General features: G+C 72.5%; 15 protein-coding genes. 5 read left to right on the forward strand and 10 right to left on the reverse strand.

Features of this window, described 5'->3' with window-relative positions:
* Nucleotides 1–107: 107 nt before the first annotated feature.
* The 10 genes from AB0D74_RS29255 to AB0D74_RS29300 form a co-directional block, all read right to left on the reverse strand.
* On the reverse strand, nt 108–824 hold the full coding sequence (locus tag AB0D74_RS29255; protein WP_362593408.1) for a zf-HC2 domain-containing protein: 717 nt from the start codon (nt 822–824) through the stop codon (nt 108–110).
* The gene (locus AB0D74_RS29260; RefSeq protein WP_362593410.1) at nt 821–1,393 is read right to left on the reverse strand and encodes a sigma-70 family RNA polymerase sigma factor; all 573 of its coding nucleotides are present in this window, start codon (nt 1,391–1,393) and stop codon (nt 821–823) included. The genes AB0D74_RS29255 and AB0D74_RS29260 overlap by 4 nt, the downstream gene beginning before the upstream one ends.
* Nucleotides 1,394–1,497: 104 nt before the next feature.
* The gene (locus AB0D74_RS29265) at nt 1,498–2,499 is read right to left on the reverse strand and encodes a DUF1996 domain-containing protein (RefSeq protein WP_362593413.1); all 1,002 of its coding nucleotides are present in this window, start codon (nt 2,497–2,499) and stop codon (nt 1,498–1,500) included.
* Nucleotides 2,500–2,684: 185 nt separating this feature from the next.
* Nucleotides 2,685–3,251, reverse strand: coding sequence for a hypothetical protein (locus AB0D74_RS29270; protein WP_362593416.1), 567 nt, complete (start codon nt 3,249–3,251; stop codon nt 2,685–2,687).
* Between the two features lie 105 nt (nt 3,252–3,356).
* Nucleotides 3,357–3,794 carry a DUF1153 domain-containing protein gene (locus AB0D74_RS29275; RefSeq protein WP_362593419.1) on the reverse strand — a complete coding sequence of 146 codons (438 nt, stop codon included), beginning with the start codon at nt 3,792–3,794 and terminating at the stop codon, nt 3,357–3,359.
* 90 nt (nt 3,795–3,884) lie between these two features.
* Nucleotides 3,885–4,481 carry a hypothetical protein gene (locus AB0D74_RS29280; RefSeq protein ID WP_362593422.1) on the reverse strand — a complete coding sequence of 199 codons (597 nt, stop codon included), beginning with the start codon at nt 4,479–4,481 and terminating at the stop codon, nt 3,885–3,887.
* A gap of 237 nt (nt 4,482–4,718) precedes the next feature.
* The gene (locus AB0D74_RS29285) at nt 4,719–6,164 is read right to left on the reverse strand and encodes a DHA2 family efflux MFS transporter permease subunit (protein WP_362593426.1); all 1,446 of its coding nucleotides are present in this window, start codon (nt 6,162–6,164) and stop codon (nt 4,719–4,721) included.
* Nucleotides 6,161–7,102 (reverse strand): aldo/keto reductase, encoded by a 942-nt coding sequence (locus AB0D74_RS29290; RefSeq protein ID WP_362593429.1) that lies wholly within the window; start codon nt 7,100–7,102, stop codon nt 6,161–6,163. Before AB0D74_RS29290 ends, AB0D74_RS29285 begins: the two co-directional genes overlap by 4 nt.
* Nucleotides 7,102–7,680 (reverse strand): carboxymuconolactone decarboxylase family protein, encoded by a 579-nt coding sequence (locus AB0D74_RS29295; protein WP_362593432.1) that lies wholly within the window; start codon nt 7,678–7,680, stop codon nt 7,102–7,104. The genes AB0D74_RS29290 and AB0D74_RS29295 overlap by 1 nt, the downstream gene beginning before the upstream one ends.
* Before the next feature lie 643 nt (nt 7,681–8,323).
* Entirely contained in the window at nt 8,324–9,190 is an 867-nt protein-coding gene (locus AB0D74_RS29300) for an alpha/beta hydrolase-fold protein (RefSeq protein WP_362593435.1), read from the reverse strand.
* 165 nt (nt 9,191–9,355) lie between these two features.
* On the opposite strand from AB0D74_RS29300, the gene AB0D74_RS29305 reads away from it, so the two are divergent.
* From AB0D74_RS29305 to AB0D74_RS29325, 5 genes are all read left to right on the forward strand, one after another.
* Nucleotides 9,356–10,159 carry an IclR family transcriptional regulator gene (locus AB0D74_RS29305; protein ID WP_362593438.1) on the forward strand — a complete coding sequence of 268 codons (804 nt, stop codon included), beginning with the start codon at nt 9,356–9,358 and terminating at the stop codon, nt 10,157–10,159.
* A 593-nt stretch (nt 10,160–10,752) separates the two neighbouring features.
* A complete protein-coding gene (locus AB0D74_RS29310; protein WP_362593441.1) occupies nt 10,753–12,369 on the forward strand; it encodes an ABC transporter substrate-binding protein in 1,617 nt (538 codons plus the stop codon).
* An 8-nt stretch (nt 12,370–12,377) separates the two neighbouring features.
* Complete coding sequence (locus AB0D74_RS29315) at nt 12,378–13,316, forward strand: ABC transporter permease (protein WP_362593444.1); 939 nt, start codon at nt 12,378–12,380, stop codon at nt 13,314–13,316.
* A complete protein-coding gene (locus tag AB0D74_RS29320; protein WP_362593448.1) occupies nt 13,313–15,310 on the forward strand; it encodes a dipeptide/oligopeptide/nickel ABC transporter permease/ATP-binding protein in 1,998 nt (665 codons plus the stop codon). Before AB0D74_RS29315 ends, AB0D74_RS29320 begins: the two co-directional genes overlap by 4 nt.
* Nucleotides 15,303–16,355 (forward strand): oligopeptide/dipeptide ABC transporter ATP-binding protein, encoded by a 1,053-nt coding sequence (locus AB0D74_RS29325; RefSeq protein ID WP_362593451.1) that lies wholly within the window; start codon nt 15,303–15,305, stop codon nt 16,353–16,355. Before AB0D74_RS29320 ends, AB0D74_RS29325 begins: the two co-directional genes overlap by 8 nt.
* Nucleotides 16,356–16,398: the final 43 nt, after the last annotated feature.

Consider the following 16,398-nt stretch of genomic DNA (forward strand, 5'->3'; position numbering starts at 1 on the left):
GTTCGCCCGGGAGGAGCCGCGGCGAAAGGCAGCGGGCGGAACGGCCGCGCGAGGCGGGCGCGCGGCCGTACCGCCCGGTGGTCGGGTGATGCCGGAAGGGTGCGGGGTCAGACCTTCAGGGACACGTACTCCGTGCCCCGCTCGTTCTCGACCAGGATCTTCGCCACGTCGTCGATCGCGATGTCCGCCGACCCGTCGAGGTTGGCGCCCTTGTCCTTGTCGGCGACGACCCAGCTGCCCGCGATCTCCCGGTGGCCGTCCTTGCTCACCACGACGAGGCGGCAGTGCTCGCCCACCGGGATGCCGGCCACCGAGGCGTTCACCCTGACCCAGGAGGCGGCCGGGGTCACCCGGAGCGTCATCCGGCTGCCGGTGGCGGTGCTGGTGCCGGAGGCGACCCTGGTGCCGGCCGGGGGGAGGGTGGCAGGTGCCGAGACCGAGGACTGCGGGGGATCCGCGACCTCGTCGGCGGTACCGCCCATGCTCTTGCCGATCAGTACCCCGCCACCGAGGACGGCCGCCGCCGCGACCGCGGCCACCGCGGCCAGGACGGCGCCACGCCTGCGGACCTCGCCGTCGCGTTCGCTGCGTGCCTGCCGCAGCGTGCGCTGGAGCAGCAGGTCCCCGCCCTCCGGCGGACCGTCGAGGAACGCCTCGGGCGGCACTTCGCCGAGTGCCGACTCCATCTCACGCAATCCGTCCAGTTCTTCGCGGCATCGGTCGCACGATTCGACGTGCTCGTCGACGGCACGCATCTCCTGCTCGTCGAGTGTGCCGAGGACATAGGCGCCGAGCAGCGCGCTCTCGTGTTCCTTGGTGCTCATGCCGCCACCTCCTTCAGCGCGACGAGCTTGGCTGTCGTGGGCTGTTCCTTGTACAGGTCCCTCAGTTGTCTCAGGGCATAGTGTGATCGGGACTTGACGGTGCCGGGAGGTATTCCGAGAGACTCGGCGGCCTCGGCGACGCTGCGGCCCTGGAAGTAGATCTCGTTGAGCACGTCCCGGTGGTCCGGGGAGAGCCGGTCGAGGGCCTCCATCACGAGCATCGAGTCCACCACGCCGTCCGCGTGGTCCTTCGCCACCGGGGTGGTGGCCACCGACTCGGCGACCTCGGTCGGCCGCACGGCCTTGGCGCGGTACCGGTCGGTGATGATGTTCCGGGCCACCGTCAGCAGCCAGCCGCGCACCGAGCCCTTGCCGTTGAGCAGTGACTCCTGGTTCTTCCAGGCGCGGATCAGGGTCTCCTGGACCACGTCCTCAGCGGCGGCGTGGTCGTTCGTGAGCCGCTGGGCGTAGGCGAGAAGGGCTCTGCCGTGCTCCTCGTACAAGGACCGGATGAGTACCTCGTCGCTCGTTCTCTGCTTGCCCCGTGCGCGGGACCACAGCGCCGCCATCCATTTTCTCCCGTCCTCTCCTGGGCTGACGCGTCATAAACGGATGGTGACCGGGGCCGGTTCGATCCGGTGCGGACTTTCTCCACGGACCTCGCCGGCGCGGGTCATGCCGCCCGGCAGTGCCTGCCCTGGTTGAGGCAGTCGACCAGCGTGGCCATCTGAGGGTCGGTCATGACGTCGATGAACATGCCGTGGTCGGTGCTCGGGTCGCGTTTCTCCTCCGGGAAGGAGTCGACGGCGTAGCGGACGCCGGCCGGCACCGCATAGGTGAGCGTGATGCGCAACTGCGGGACGGCGAAGGTGGCGTGCGGGCAGACTCCGTCGGCCGTCGGGAACACGGCGTGGGTACGGTGGTCGGGGCTGTCGGTGGACAGGCCGTCCCAGCAGCTGGGGAAGTCCAGGGTGCGGGTCGGTCCGCTGCCCTCGGGACACACCGCGTACCTGGTGGTGAAGCGGCCTTGGTAGCCCGAACAACCCCATTGCGCACGGACGTTGGCGCCGCCCGTGGAGAGCGCGACCGGGTCGCCGGTGACCAGACGCAGGAACCGGGGCATGGCGACGACCTTGCTCACCGGGTTGCCCCGGTACTCGATCACGACCGAGGACGGCGTCAGGATCCGGCCCGTGTTGCCGTCCGGGCCGCCGCCGACCGCGTGCAGGTCGGTGCCCGTGCGGTCCAGCCGGCGCAGCACGGGCCAGTAGTACGTGGAACGGTCGCCGTTGAGGCAGGTGGTGCGGGCCGCGGCCAGTTCGGCGTTGCTGGACATGGCGTTGGTCGACACGTTGCCCACGTAGTCGTGGATGTGGTGGGCCGAGCCCGTGACACCCGGCGAGGCCACGAGGTTGTCGGCGTTGCGGTGGGCGTCGAGGTTGCGGCCGCAGTCCTCCGTGTAGGTGCCGGTGGCGGCGTCCGCTCCGATGACGGGCGGTACGGTCCGCGGGACCGAGGCGATGTCCACGTAGCGGTCCGCGGCGGGTGCGCCCATGGCCGCGGCGGGCCGGCCGACGGCGATGACCCCGGCTCCGACGACGGCCGAGACGCCGATCGCCGCGGGGACCAGGATGCGGAGTAGACGAGCTCTCAGGCGGAAGAGGCGGATCCACACGCGAGGAGAGTGACAGGGTTGTCCAGACCAATTCAAGTTCCGGCTCGGACTATGACGCAATCTGTACCCGGCTTCGCCGAACCATGGCCGGTTGCTGAACGGCGGGTCAGTTGGTGAGGCCGACTCCGCTGAACCGCGGGTCAGTTGAAGAGCCGGCCGCGAATCGTTCATCTCGTCCTCGGCGGTCAACCGGTGCCACCATCGCCACCCGTGCCACCTCGGCCGCCGGTCGCGCAGCCCAGTCCCAGGCAGATCCCGCCGGTGCCGCCCGTGCCGCCCCGGCCGCCGTCGCCTGCGCCCACCGCGACTCCGCCCGTGCCGCCCGTACCGCCGTTGGCGCTGCCGCCGCAGATCCCGGCGCAGATCCCGCCCGTGCCTCCGGTGCCGCCCTGGCGTCCGGGGGCGCCTGCCGTGCCGGCGGCGCCGTTGGCGCTGCCGTTGCACAGTCCGGCGCAGATCCCCCCGCCCTGGCCGCTGTCGCCCCCGTTGACGGTGCCGTTGCAGTTGCCCGCGCAGACGCGGTCGCCGATCCGCACGCTGCCGTTGCCCGCGCTGACCGTGCCGAACCGGACGTGACCGGCGCCCGGCCCGGTGCTGTCGGCGGGAAGCTGCCGCGCGGCCGTGGCAGCCGTGAGGCTCTGCGGTGCCGGTGCCGCCGACGCGGCCGGTGCCAGCACGCCGACCGCGACACCGGCGGCCAGGGCGGCCGAAGCCGTGAGTCCGAGGCGGGCCTTCCAAGAACGCATACGCATGGCATTCCTCATTTCCAGGAGAATTGTTTTCCGTACAGCGGCTTCCGCCGTGGAACAGGCCAGAACGCCCCGGCCCGCACCGGGCCGGGGCGCCGGGGAATTCATTCAGGAGCCGAAGAGCGAATCCAGACCCAGCAGCGCGGCCCAGTCCCCGTCCCGGAACTGCCGGTCCCAGGTGTCGAACTCCTTCTCGGAGATCTTGTACTTCTTGATGACGTCGGCCTTCTTCGCCTTCCCGGTCTCCACGGTCAGGACGATCCGTGCCCTGTCCAGGCCGGTGAGATCCGACTTCGGCTTGTCGGGCAGGTCGCCGAACGTGAGGCAGCCGGGGCTGCCGGGCTTGCCGGGCTCCCCCGGCCGGCCGGGCGCACCGCCCTTGCCGCCTTCCCCGCCCTGGCCGCAGTGGGACGAGGCGACCGGTGCCGTGCGGCCGGTGCCCGGTGCGACACCGGGCGCCGCCTGGGCCGCGCACGCGGTGCCGGCCGCGAGGGCCACCGAGGCCACCGCCAGGACGAACGGACGCTGCCAGCGAGTTGTGGACATGAGGGTTCTCCGTATTTCTTGATCGGATCTGGGGGCGGGTGGCGGTGGGGGCGGAGGCCGTTCGGTCTCCGCCCCCACCGGGCGGGACGGTCAGAAGAGGCTGCCGCCGCCGGCGCCACCGGCACCGCCCAGGCCGCCGAAGAGGAGGCCGAGCCCGCCCGCGCCGCCCTTGCCGCCGGAGCCGCCCTGGAAGACCCCGAAGCCTCCGTTGCCGCCCTTGCCTCCGTTGCCGCCCTTGAGGATTCCCGAGCCACCGGAGCCGCCGGAGCCCGCGCTGCCGCCGAACAGGCCGGTCCCGCCGTCGCCGCCGGAGCCTCCGTTGCCGCCTACGACACCGTCGCCACCCCCGCCCCCGCCGCCCCCACCGCCGCCGGACAGAATGCCGTTGCCGCCGTTGCCGCCCCGGCCTCCGTCGCCGCCGACGCCCAGGACGCTGCCGCCGCCGGAGCCGCCGGAGCCCCCGCCGCCGCCGATGAGGCCGCCGCCTCCGGCACCTCCGTCACCGCCGGCGCCGCCACCGTGGACAAAGCTCACGACAGGCGCGGCGGGCATCGGTGCGGCCATGGCGGCGGACGCCGGCAGGACCACTCCGCCGACGACCACCGCGGCCGAGGCCGCGAGCGCCGCCAGACCGAAGCGCCGACGCCCGGAACTGTTCTTGCCGCTGGTACGGAAAACACGGTTCATGGATTCTCTCCTGTCGATACACGGGGCTTTCTGTCGGCCCCTGAAATTCCGGTGCGAATTCGAGTCCCACCGTTCTGCCTCATGTGTGTTCCGGATTTCTTTTCCGGTGAGGCCCGCACTTCAAGTAGGCCCGACGGACCTCGCACGGTCACGTTCCGAGGGATCGTGACTTGACCCGGCAGGATGAATCGGGTAACGCGCGCCCGGTCACCGGGACGCCCCGTAAACGGTCCGCCGTCACGGCTCCGCCGTGCGGCCCGGCTGCACCGACTCCTCCGGTGCGTCGCGGGCGGCGTCGGCGCGACAGCCGTCCCGGACCCGCCGGTCGCTGACCCGCAGGGCGAGGAGCGCCGCGCACCCGCTGACCGCCGCCATGGCGAGGAGCCCGGTGCGGAAGCCGCCGTCGGCCAGGGTGGCGGCCAGGGCCACCCCGCAGGCTCCGGCGAGCTGCCGCTGCATGGTGAGGAGCGTCGTGGCGTCGGCGGTGCGGGCGGCGGGCACGGTGACGAAGGCCGCGTTCTGGCCGTTGGCGAACAGGAGCCCCACCGAGCAGCCGAGCAGGTACATGGACGGGTAGAGCACGGCGGACGGCAGGGTGCCCGCCTCGGCCGCCAGGAAGACGATGACGCCCGTGGCCGCGGTGCCGCCGGCCGCCATGAGACGGCTCGGGCCGACCCGGTCGTGCAGCAGAGGGGCCAGCTGGGCGGCCGTCAGCATGCCGAGGGCCTCGGGAAAGGTGGCGAGGCCGGAGTGGAGGGCGTCGTAGCCGAGGCCGTTCTGCAGGAACTGCGGGTAGAGGTAGAGGACGCCCAGGAAGGCGGCGCCCATCGGGAGCAGGGACAGCTGGGTGGTGCGGAAGAGCTGGTCGTGGAGGATCCGCAGGTCGATCATGGGGTGGCGGGTACGGAGGTGCCACGGCGTCGCCAGCGCCAGCAGGACGGCACCGGCCACCAGCGGGACGAGGACGTACGCGCTGCCCCAGCCCCGGTCCGGGGCCCTGGTCAGGGCGTACAGGAGCGCAGCGAGGCCGCCGCCGGTGAGCAGGAAGCCGAGGAGGTCGAAGCGCGGCGCGCCGGGGCCGGGGAAGTCGGGCAGGGCCCGCAGGCCGAAGAGCAGGGCGAGCACGCCGACGGGGACGTTGACGAGGAAGACCCAGTGCCAGGAGGCGGTGTCCACCAGCCAGCCGCCCAGCACCGGGCCCATGGCCGGGGCGACGGCGGTCGGCAGCATGACGTACCGCTGGACGCGCAGCCGCTCGGCGACGGGGAAGGCGCGCAGCATCATCGTCATGCCCACAGGGCCGAGCAGGCCGCCGCCGACACCCTGCAGCACGCGGTAGCCGGTGAGCGTCCCGAGGGAGCCGGCCGTGGCGCACAGGCCCGAGGCGAGAGTGAACAGCAGCAGTGCGGCCAGTGCGGTGCGCCGGGTGCCGCAGCGGTGCGTGAGCCAGCCGGAGACCGGGATGCAGACCGCCATGGCCGCGAGGTAGCCCACGTTCACCGAGCTCAGACCGGAACTGTCCACGGCGAAGTCGCGGCCCAGAGCCGGAAGGGCCACATTGACGGTCGTGGTGTCCATGATCGCCATGAAGTTGGCGGCGACGGACACCACGCAGACCGCCGCCCTCGGGGAGATGCGGCGGCCGACGTGCGGGGAGTCCGTCCGGCGGGCGGCGGGTGTCACCGGCCGTGCCGCAGCCAGCGGACCTGGTCGTCGGTCAGACGGACCCGGCGGGCCGTCAGCGAGCGGTCGATCTGCTCCGTGGTCCTCGGGCCGACGGACGGCCACACCCGCGCCTGCCGGAGGGACCAGGCCAGGGCCACCGTCTCGGGCCGGGTGCCCAGTTGCCCGGCGAGCTCACGGCAGCGCTGCCGTCGGGCACGGTTGTCCTCGGTGTCGAACGGGTCCGGCCTGCCGTCGACCTCTCGCGGCTCGGTGCGCGCGAAGTAGCCGCGGGCCTGCGCGGACCAGGCCAACAGCGGCAGCCGGTGTGCGCGGACCACGTCGAGGACGGCGGTGTCCGCGTGCAGGCTGCCGCCGAGCAGGGCCGGGTCGGGTTCGGCGAGGCAGAACTGGTAGCTGGCCACCGGTGTGTGGCCGCGCCCGGCCAGTTCGGTCGCCAGCTCGGAGAGGCGCCGCGCCTGCCAGTTGGAGGCGCCGACGCGTCGGACGTATCCGGCCTCGACGAGGCTCACCAGGGTCTCGGCGAGTTCGGCGACGGGCCGGTCGAGGTCGTCGCAGTGGTAGAGGAGGACGTCGATGGTCTCCACGCCGAGACTGCGCAGTGCGGCCCGTACATGGTCGTGGACGGTGTCCCGGGTGAGGGGGATGTCCGCGCCGGTGACGTCGTGGCCGACCTTGGTCGCCACGCCGAGCGTGCCGGGGTTTCCGCGCAGCCAGGGGCCGATCGCCCCCTCGGCCTGTCCCCTGGCGTAGCTGTGCGAGGTCTCGACCAGCAGCCCGCCGGCGTCGGCGAAGTGCGCGAGACGCGCGGCGGAGACGTCGGCCGGCTCGGCGCCGAACGGGCCGCCGAGGACCAGGCGGTGGGCCACGCTCTCCGTGCCCTCCGCGTCGAGCGGTCCGGCGAGCAGTCCGTCCAGCAGTTGGAGCGGCGAACGCATCAGGCCTCGCCCCCGGTGACCTTGCGGAAGCCGTCCACGTCGGCGAACGGGCGGGGCAGATGCGGGCGCAGCGGGACCTGGAAGACGTTGAGCATCATCGCGGACATGGAGAAGCTGCCGATGCAGCCGATCAGGTCCAGCACCCCCTCCTCCCCGAAGAGCGCCAGCGCCCGCGCGTAGGTCTCGTCGCTGACGAAGTGGTCGTAGAGCATCTCGTGGGCGAAGGCGTGGAAGACGCGCTCGTCCTCGGCCTTGAACCGCGGGTCCTCGCCGCGCGCCAGCCGTTCCAGACACTCGGCCGGGACGCCCTCCGCGACCGCCTGCTGGATGTGGGCGTTCCAGGCGGACTGGCTGTCGAAGTGGCGGCCCGCGATCAGCACGCTCAGCTCACGCAACCGCTGCGGGAAACGCGACTCGTTACGGCAGTAGCGGCCGAGGTTCTCGACCCAGTGGGCGAGTTCCATGTTGCGCGCCCAGACGAGGAAGGGCGGCGGGGGTTCTTCGCCTCCGGGTCCGACGATGGTTTCGAGGAGCTCGGTCTGCTCGGGGGTGAGGCTGGTCAGGGGGGTCAGACGCACGGTCTTGCTGCCTTTCGACACGGGAAACGAAGGGGTGGGGGTCACGAGGTGGTGGTCCGCACGAGGGGGGTGTCGGCGGTGGCGGCCCGGCCGCACGGACACCCGGCGCCGGTGGGTACGGGTCGCGGGCCGGGCGGGCGGATCCGGGCCGCCGGGATCGGTCGCCGCGAAGTCGGCCCGGGTACAGGGCCGGGCGCGCCGAGGGAGGCCGGTCCCCTCGGTCCGCGGCCGGTCCAGCGCATGCGGGGAGTCCAGCGGCAGGGGCCTCGGGACTGTGGAAGTCCCTGGGCGCCGGGTGCGCGGCCGGGCCGGCGCGGGGAACGGTGCGCTGCGCGCTCGCGGCGGCGGCGTCGGCTGTCGCCAGGATTGCGTCGGGAGTTCCGCCGCGACGCCCCGTGGCGACCGGCCGCCTCGCGGGCGTACTCCCCGACGACCGGCTCGGCCCCGGCCGCCCCCTCCGCCCCCTCCGCTCACGCCGCGGTCGTCGCCCGGGAGCAGCGGTACGTCGTTCCGCGCTCAGTCGGCCGGGACGCGGATGCGGATGCGGGTGCCCGGCGGCGGACCCGGCTCCCCTGCCGTGGTCGGGCCGCGGGAACCGGACCGGCCTCCCACGCCGTGCACGGTGCCGTGCCGTGCCGTGCCGTCAGGCGGTGCGCCACCAGGCGTAGTACTTGTCGCCGTAGCCGTCCATGATGTCGGCGTACTCGTGGTCGGCGTCGGGGAACTCGAAGAAGTCGTGCGGGACGTCGAGTTCGGTGAAGCGGACGTCCAGGTCGCGGATGGTCGGCGCGAGGCGGGTGTCCAGCCGGCCGGAGAGCAGCCGGACCTGGCTGGTGCGGCGGAGTTCGGGGGCGTTGGCGAGGACCAGGCTCCAGGGGTGGCAGAGGTCGTAGTACTCCTGGTCGCCGAAGTACGTGTTGTTGACCCGGTCCTCGGGCTCGTCCTTGAGGTCGCGCAGGATCGCCGGGGCGACCGCGGACACCTTGCCGAAGACCTTCGGGTACTTCAGGCCGAGGTGCAGGGCGCCGAACCCGCCCATGGAGAAGCCCTCGACGGTGCGGGCGGCGGCCTCGGGGATCGTGCGGTAGGTGGCGTCCATGTGCTGGACCAGGTCGAACGCGGTGATCTGGGCGAGCGGGCGGGCGCCGTCCTTGGAGTCGACGTACCAGCCGATCGGCAGGATCTGCGGGACCACGACGATCGTCGGCGGCATGACCTCGTTCCGGATGGCCTTGTCGATCCGCGCGATCATCGCCGAACCCTGACGGGCGTTGCCGAACCCGCCGTGCAGCCAGTAGACGACGGGGAAGCGCTGTTCCGGGGCCGTCTCGTACTGCGGGGGAAGGTAGAGCTGGTAGCTGCCCCGGGCGTCCACGCTGCCGCGCGAGGGCTGGGGGTAGAGACCGAAGGCGGTGAGCTCCTGGTCCTCGCGGACCTCGTCGATCCACTGCTGTTCGATCTCTGCCATCTGTTCCGGGGTGGTGCGTACCTGGTGGACCTTCTCAGCCACGGTGTGCTGTCCTCTCAGTGGGTCTCGCAGAGAAGCCCGGAATCCTCCGGGGCGAGCGCCGGCAGCCCTCCGGCCTCGCCACTCCGGGGCGATGTTCCGTTACGTGGAATGGCGTATCCTCTAGTGGAACGTCCATCAGTGAAACCGTGCGACGGGAGCCTGTCAATGGCCGGGATCGAAACTCCGCAGGACCCACGGGCGAGCGGTCGCGGAGGCCGCAGCTCGCTCGCGGGGAACGCCACGGACAAGGCGCTCAACCTGCTGGAAGCCGCCGTGGCACCCGGCTACCCGCACCGGCTCGGCGACGTCGCGACGGCCGCCGGAGTACCCAAGGCCAGCGCGCACCGCATCCTCACCAACCTGGTGGCGACGTCCTTCCTCGCCTCGGACGGCACCGGCGGCTACGGCCCCGGCCCCCGGCTGCGGGCCCTTGCCGCCCGGGTCACCCAGGGCTGCGAGGAGGACCAGGTGATGCGCGCCGAACTGGAGGTCCTCGGCAGACGGGTCGGGACCACCGTGCACCTCGGGGTGCGCACCGGGGACGCCGCGACCTGCCTGATCAAGGTCGCCAGCCCCAAGCCGGTGCAGACGGCGTCCCGCGTGGGCATGCAACTGCCGCTGCACGCCACGTCGATCGGCAAGTGCATCCTGTCCGGCCTGGGCGACGACGAACTCACCGCGCTGCTGGACCGGGTGGGGCTGCCGGCCCGGACCGAGCACACCATCACCGAACCCGGCGCCCTGCGCACCGAGCTCGCGCGGGTACGCGAACAGGGCTTCGCCCTCGACCGGGAGGAGAACGAGATCGGCGTGCACTGCGTCGGCGCGCCGGTACGGGACGCCAAGGGGGCCGTCATCGGCGGCGTCAGTGTCTCGGCCATCACCTACCTGGAGTCCCGCGAGACGCTCCTGGGCTGGACCGATCTGGTCCGCGCGACCGCCGACTCGTTGCAGGGTCTCCTGGGCTGAGGCGGCTTCGGTTCCGGCCCGGCGGGCCGCGCCCGGCACGGCAGCACCGCTGTACACCACGCGGCCCGCATGCTTATCTTTCGGTTCCCCGACCCATTTGGTCTTGTACGACCCGTAGACACCGCCGCACGGTTTCAGCAGGGTTGCAGCACCGGGTCGCCCCCGTCCCGGTCCACCGGCCAGCCCCCGGTGCGGCAGTACCCCTGAGCACCACCCTCGCGAGCAGCGGGAGCACCTCCGGTTCGACGCCGCTCATCAGTCACCGCCCGCCCCACACGGCTCCCGGCCGTGGCCGCGCGGCGGTCCCACGCGACGCGACCACTCCCCCTTCGGCCCGTCGGCCGACTCGCCCACTCCCGCAGCACAGGCGCAGGCGTACGCCCCACAGGATGCCACCGGCACCCGCGGCTCCCGCGGTCCAGGTCCGGAACACGCCTCCAGGCCACTGACACCCCTGGCCTGCACGGCCGTTGCGCCTCCGCCGAGGCGCGCGGAGCCGACCACCGGAACCGACCACCGGAGCGGGCCGGCCGCTGTCCGTGCCCCGCCCCGAGCCCGCGGCCACGCCCGCCCGGCCACAGCAAGGAGAGACAATGACGTCCCACGATGCCGCACCCCGATCCACCGCGCCGAGAGGCCACCGGTCCGTCCGTGCCGGAGGCGGCCTCGCCGCCCTCTGCACCGCTCTCACTCTCACGCTCGCCGCGTGCGGCGGAGGCACCGCCGCCGGTGGTGGCTCCACCGGCGGCACCAAGGTGGCGGGCGACACCCTGACCGTCGCCGAGCAGCAGGCCCCGCCCACGCTCAACCCGGGCAGCCTCGACCTCGGCTTCGTCGACTTCACGATGCTGTCGTACGAATCGCTCTTCTACCTCTCCCCCGAGGGCAAGGTGGAGCCGGCGCTCGCCAAGTCCTGGAAATACGTCGGCACCGGCAACAGGCAGCTGTCCATCACGCTCCGCTCCGGCGTCAGGTTCGCCGACGGCACGCCCGTGACCGCCGACGCGGTGAAGGCGTCGCTGGAGTACGCGAGGAAGGCGCAGGGCAACCAGGCCCACTACCTCACGGACGCGACGATCGAGACCTCGGGCGACCTCGGACTGACCATCAGGCTGGCCGAGGCGAACCCGATCCTGCCGACCCTGCTGACCCAGTCCTACGGCATCGGCCAGATCATCAGCCCCAAGGGCCTGGCCGACCCGGCCCACCTGACGCCGGCCGAGGCCAGTCAGGGAGCCGGCCCCTACGTCTACTCGCCCTCCGACAGCGTGGCGGGCGACCACTACGCCTACACCGCCAACCCGGGCTACTACGACAAGTCCAAGCAGCACTACAAGAAGATCGTGATCCGGATCGTGCAGAACGGCCAGACTGCGGTCAACGCCATGAAGACCGGCCAGATCGACGTCTACAAGGGCGACTACACCTCCGCCGCCTCCGCGAAGTCCGCCGGTATGAGCACCGTGGGCCTGCCGGTGATCCTCCAAGGCCTCAGCCTGATCGACCGCGGCGGAGAGGTGTCCAAGCCGCTCGGTGACGTCAGGGTGCGCCAGGCGGTCAACTACGCCATCGACCGTGACGCCGTCACCAAGGCACTGCTCGGCTCCGGCGGCACGCCGACCGTGCAGACCGTGATCAAAGGCGGCGACGGCTACTCGGCGGACCTCGCCGACCACTACGCCTACGACCCCGCCAAGGCCAGGCAGCTGCTCAAGGAGGCCGGTTACCCGAACGGCTTCGAACTGCCGGTCCTGGCGGCCACGTTCGTCGGATTCGACACGATGGCCGAGGCGATCGCCGGCCAGCTCTCGAAGGTCGGCATCAAGGTGAAGGTCACCGCGGTCACCAGCATCACCTCCTTCGTGGAGAACCAGACCAACCACAAGTACCCGGCGGTCTCCGGCGGGTTCACCGAGGAGCCGATGTACCTGGAGGGCCTGGACCTGTTCATGCCCGGCTCGAAGGTCTTCAACGGCTTCGGCTCCACCGCGCCCGAACTCACCGACCTGTTCGACAGGGCCGCCGCGGCGAAGCCCGCCGAACGCGCCGAACTGGACCGGCAGATGCAGGAGTACCTGGTGACGAACGCCTGGTTCGCTCCGGTCGCCTTCACCCCGGTCAACTACTACGTCCGGCCCGGCACCGGCGGCGTCGAGGTCAGCGCGGGCGCGCCGTTCGCCAGCCCGCTCGCCTTCTACGCGACCAGGTAGGAGGCACCGTGCACAGGATCCTCTTCCGGTGGCTCGTCGGCGCCGTCCCCGTGGTGTTCGGCGTGACCGTTCTGACGTTCGTCCTGACCACCCTGGTCCCGGGCGACCCCGGCCGTACCATCCTGGGCGCGAACGCGAGCCCCGCCCAGGTGACGGCAGTCGACGCCCGGCTCGGGCTCGGCCATCCGCTGCCGGTCCGCTACTGGGACTGGCTGAGCCACGCCCTCCGCGGCGACCTGGGCGACTCGATCACCTCGGGCGTGCCCGTGAGCGACCAGCTCGGCTCCCGGCTGGCCGTCACGCTGTCGCTCATCGGGGGCGCGATCCTGGTGGCCGCCGTCGCGGGCGTCGCGCTCGGTGTCCTGAGCGCGCTCAGGGGCGGCCGGCTGGGGCGTGCCGTGGACGGCATCTCGCTGGTCGGGCTCGCCGTGCCGAACTTCTGGTTCGGCCTGGTGCTGATGACCGCGTTCGCGGTGCAGCTGCCCGTCTTCCCGGCCACGGGGTACGTCCCCTTCACCGAATCGCCGACCGGGTGGTTCGAATCGCTGGTGCTCCCGGTGCTCACCCTGGGCGTGCCGGCCACGGCGCCCGTGGCGAAGCAGACCCGGGACGGCGTGCTGAACCAGCTGAACCGCGAGTACGTCCGTGTGCTGCGGGCGCGCGGCATCCCGGAGCGGTCGGTGATCTTCCGGCACGTGCTGCGCAACGCGGCGGCCCCGATCGTCACCGTCCTCGGTGTCGTCGTGGTGACGCTGTTCGGCGGCACCGTGCTCGCCGAGACCCTCTTCGTGCTGCCGGGTCTCGGCGGACTGGCGGTGACAGCCGCGACCACCCAGGACATCCCCATGGTCCAGGGCGTGGCCCTCGTCTTCACCGTCACCGTGGTGCTGGTCAACCTGCTGATCGAAGTGGTGTACACGATGCTCGACCCGAAGGTGCGGACATGAAGCGCACCGACATGAACACCGCAGACGTGAAGGGCACGGGCGTGGACTTCGCGGTGACCGCTCGTGCGGGTCGGCGGCCGGCGGCCCACCCGCGCGGGTTCGTCGCCCGGTTCGTCCGAAAGCCCGCCGCGGCGGTCGCCGCCGCCTACCTCCTGCTGGTCCTTCTCGTCACCCTCTCGGCCGGCTGGACCGCCCCGTACGGCCCCGACGAGCAGGACCTGACCGCGGCGCTGCAACCCCCGAGCGGCGCGCACTGGCTCGGCACCGGCGAGCTGGGCAGGGACGTGCTCAGCCGGCTGATGCACGGCGGGCAGGTCACCCTCCTCGGCGTGCTCGTCACGCTGGTCGTCTATCTGACGCTCGGCGTCCCGGCGGGCATGGTCGCGGGCTACCGGGGCGGCTGGTTCGACCGGCTCGTCCTGAAGACCGCCGACCTGGTCTCCGCCGTGCCGGTCATCATCGTGCTCCTCGTGGTCCTCTCGGTGTTCACGAACGACGAGAGCGCCGCCATGGCCGCCAACGGCCTGCTCGGCGCACCGCTGCTGGCCCGGGTCGTCCGCTCCGCCACCCTCGGCGTCAAGGAGGAGCTGTACGTCCGGGCCGCCGTCGCGAGCGGCATCCGGGACCGGGTCGTCGTCCGCCGCCACGTGCTGCCCCGCGTCACCGGCGTGGTCCTCGTCCAGGCCTCCGTGTACGGTGCCTACGCCGTCCTGCTGGAGACCGGGCTCGGCTTCCTCGGACTGGGCACCGACGAGGCCAGCTGGGGCAGCATGATCGCCGAGGCCTCCAAGAACATCGGCACCGACCCGTGGCTCCTGATCCCCTCCGGCTTCATGATCATCAGCTTCATCCTGGCGCTCGGCCTGCTGAGCGACGGGCTGCGCGACACCCTCGCCGAGCGGTACGCGCCCCCGGCCGACAAGCCGCCGTCCCGTCGCCGTTCGGCCCGGCGGTCCCTCCTGACCGCCCCGCGGACCTCTGTCACCACGGTGGCCGAACCCGCTGAGGACGCCCTGCTGTCGGTCCGCGGGCTGACCGTCGCCCTACCCGTCGACGGAACCCCGACCGAGGTCGTCAGGGACGTCTCCTTCGACCTGCGGGCCGGCGAAGTGCTGGGCATCGTGGGCGAGACCGGCTGCGGCAAGACCGTCACCGCCACCTCGGTGCTCGGCATGCTCCCCGCGGGCGGAGAGATCACCTCGGGCGTCATCCGGTTCGAGGGGAACGACCTCGCGCAGGCCGACGCCGCCTCGCTGCGCCGGGTCCGGGGCCGCCGGATCGGCTGGATCTCCCAGGATCCGATCGCCGGCCTGGACCCCTCGTTCACGGCAGGCGCCCAGGTCGCGGAGGCGGTGCGCGTCCACACCGGGTGCTCCCGCAAGGAGGCCGGGCAGCGCGCCCTGGAGCTGCTCCGGACGGTACGGCTGCCCGATCCGGCCCGGGTCGCCGCGAGCTACCCGCACCAGTTGTCCGGGGGCATGGCCCAACGCGTCGGCATCGCCGCCGCGTTGGCCGGAGACCCGGCCCTCGTCATCGCGGACGAGCCGACCACCGCGCTCGACGTGACCGTGCAGGCCGAGATCCTCGACCTGCTGCGGGAGTTGCGCGGGGCCGGTACGGCCGTCGTCCTCATCACCCACGACTGGGGGGTAGTGGCCGACCTGTGCGACCGGGCCGTGGTGATGTACGCAGGCGAGGTCGTCGAGGAGGCGGAGGTCACCGCGCTGGTGACCGCGCCGGCCCACCCCTACACGGCCGGGCTGCTCGCCTCCGACCCGCACCACGCGGTGCCGGGCGAGCCGCTGCCCGCCGTCGACGGCACGGTGCCGCCCCCGCCCGAGTGGCCGGTGGGCTGCCACTTCCAGAACCGGTGCCCGCGGGTGACCGACGCCTGCCGCGAAAAGCCCGTCGTCATCTCCCGGTCGGCGGCCCTGGAGCGCTCGGCGCGGTGCATCCGGCCCGTCGAGCTGATCGGAGAAGCGATCCATGACTGAACACACCCGGGACACCGCCCCGCTGCCGGACACGGGCATGGGCACGCGCATGGACACGACCACGGGCACGGCCCTGCTCGACGTGCGCGCCCTGAGCGTCTCCTACCACCGGCCGGGCCGTCGCGCGGGGGCCGTCCACGCCGTGCGCGGGGTCGATCTGACGGTGCGGCGCGGTGAGACCGTCGGCCTGGTGGGCGAGTCCGGTTCGGGGAAGTCGACCATCGGCTCGGCCGTCCTGGGGCTGGTCCCGGCGGCGGCCGGCCGCGTCGCGTTCGACGGCGCCGACATCACGCACGGCACACGTGCCGACCGCCGGCTGCTGGCCCGCCGTATGCAGGTGGTCTTCCAGGACCCGTACGGCTCCATGAACCCGGCGCACACCGTGGGCGACACCCTCGCCGAGGCGCTGCGCTACAACCTCGGCCTGCCCGAGGACGCCGTCCGCGAGCGGGTTATGACGGCGCTGGCCGACGTCGGCCTGCCGCCGGGTGCCGCCCACCGCTATCCGGCCGCCTTCTCCGGCGGCCAGCGCCAGCGGATCGCCATCGCCCGGGCGCTGGTGATGGAACCGGAGTTCGTCGTGTGCGACGAGGCGGTCAGCGCCCTGGACCTCTCCGTGCAGGCACAGGTGCTCAACCTGCTGGCCCGGCTCAAGCGGAGTCGCGGCCTGAGCTATCTGTTCATCTCGCACGACCTGTCCGTGGTGCGCTACTTCAGCGACACCATCGTCGTCCTGTACGCCGGCCGGGTCGTCGAACGCGGCCCGGCCGCCCGGGTCGCCGACGATCCCGCCCACCCCTACACGAGGGCGCTGCTCGCCGCGGCCCCGGTCCCGGACCCCGTGGTCCAGCGCCGTCGCCAGGAGGAGCGACGGCGCACGGTCGCCGCCGCGGCCCCGGGACGTACCGACGGGGGCTGCGACTTCGCCGCACGCTGCCCGTTCGCCCAGGACGTCTGCCGGACGACCCGGCCCGAACTCACCGACCACGCCGGGGTCACCGTGGCCTGCCACCGCTACGAGGACCTCAAGGCCTCGGCCGCGTGACCCGCCACCCCGACCCCGCCCGCCGCCCTCTTCTCCAAGGATC

The organism is Streptomyces sp. NPDC048278 (assembly GCF_040652195.1).
Lineage (GTDB): Bacteria > Actinomycetota > Actinomycetes > Streptomycetales > Streptomycetaceae > Streptomyces.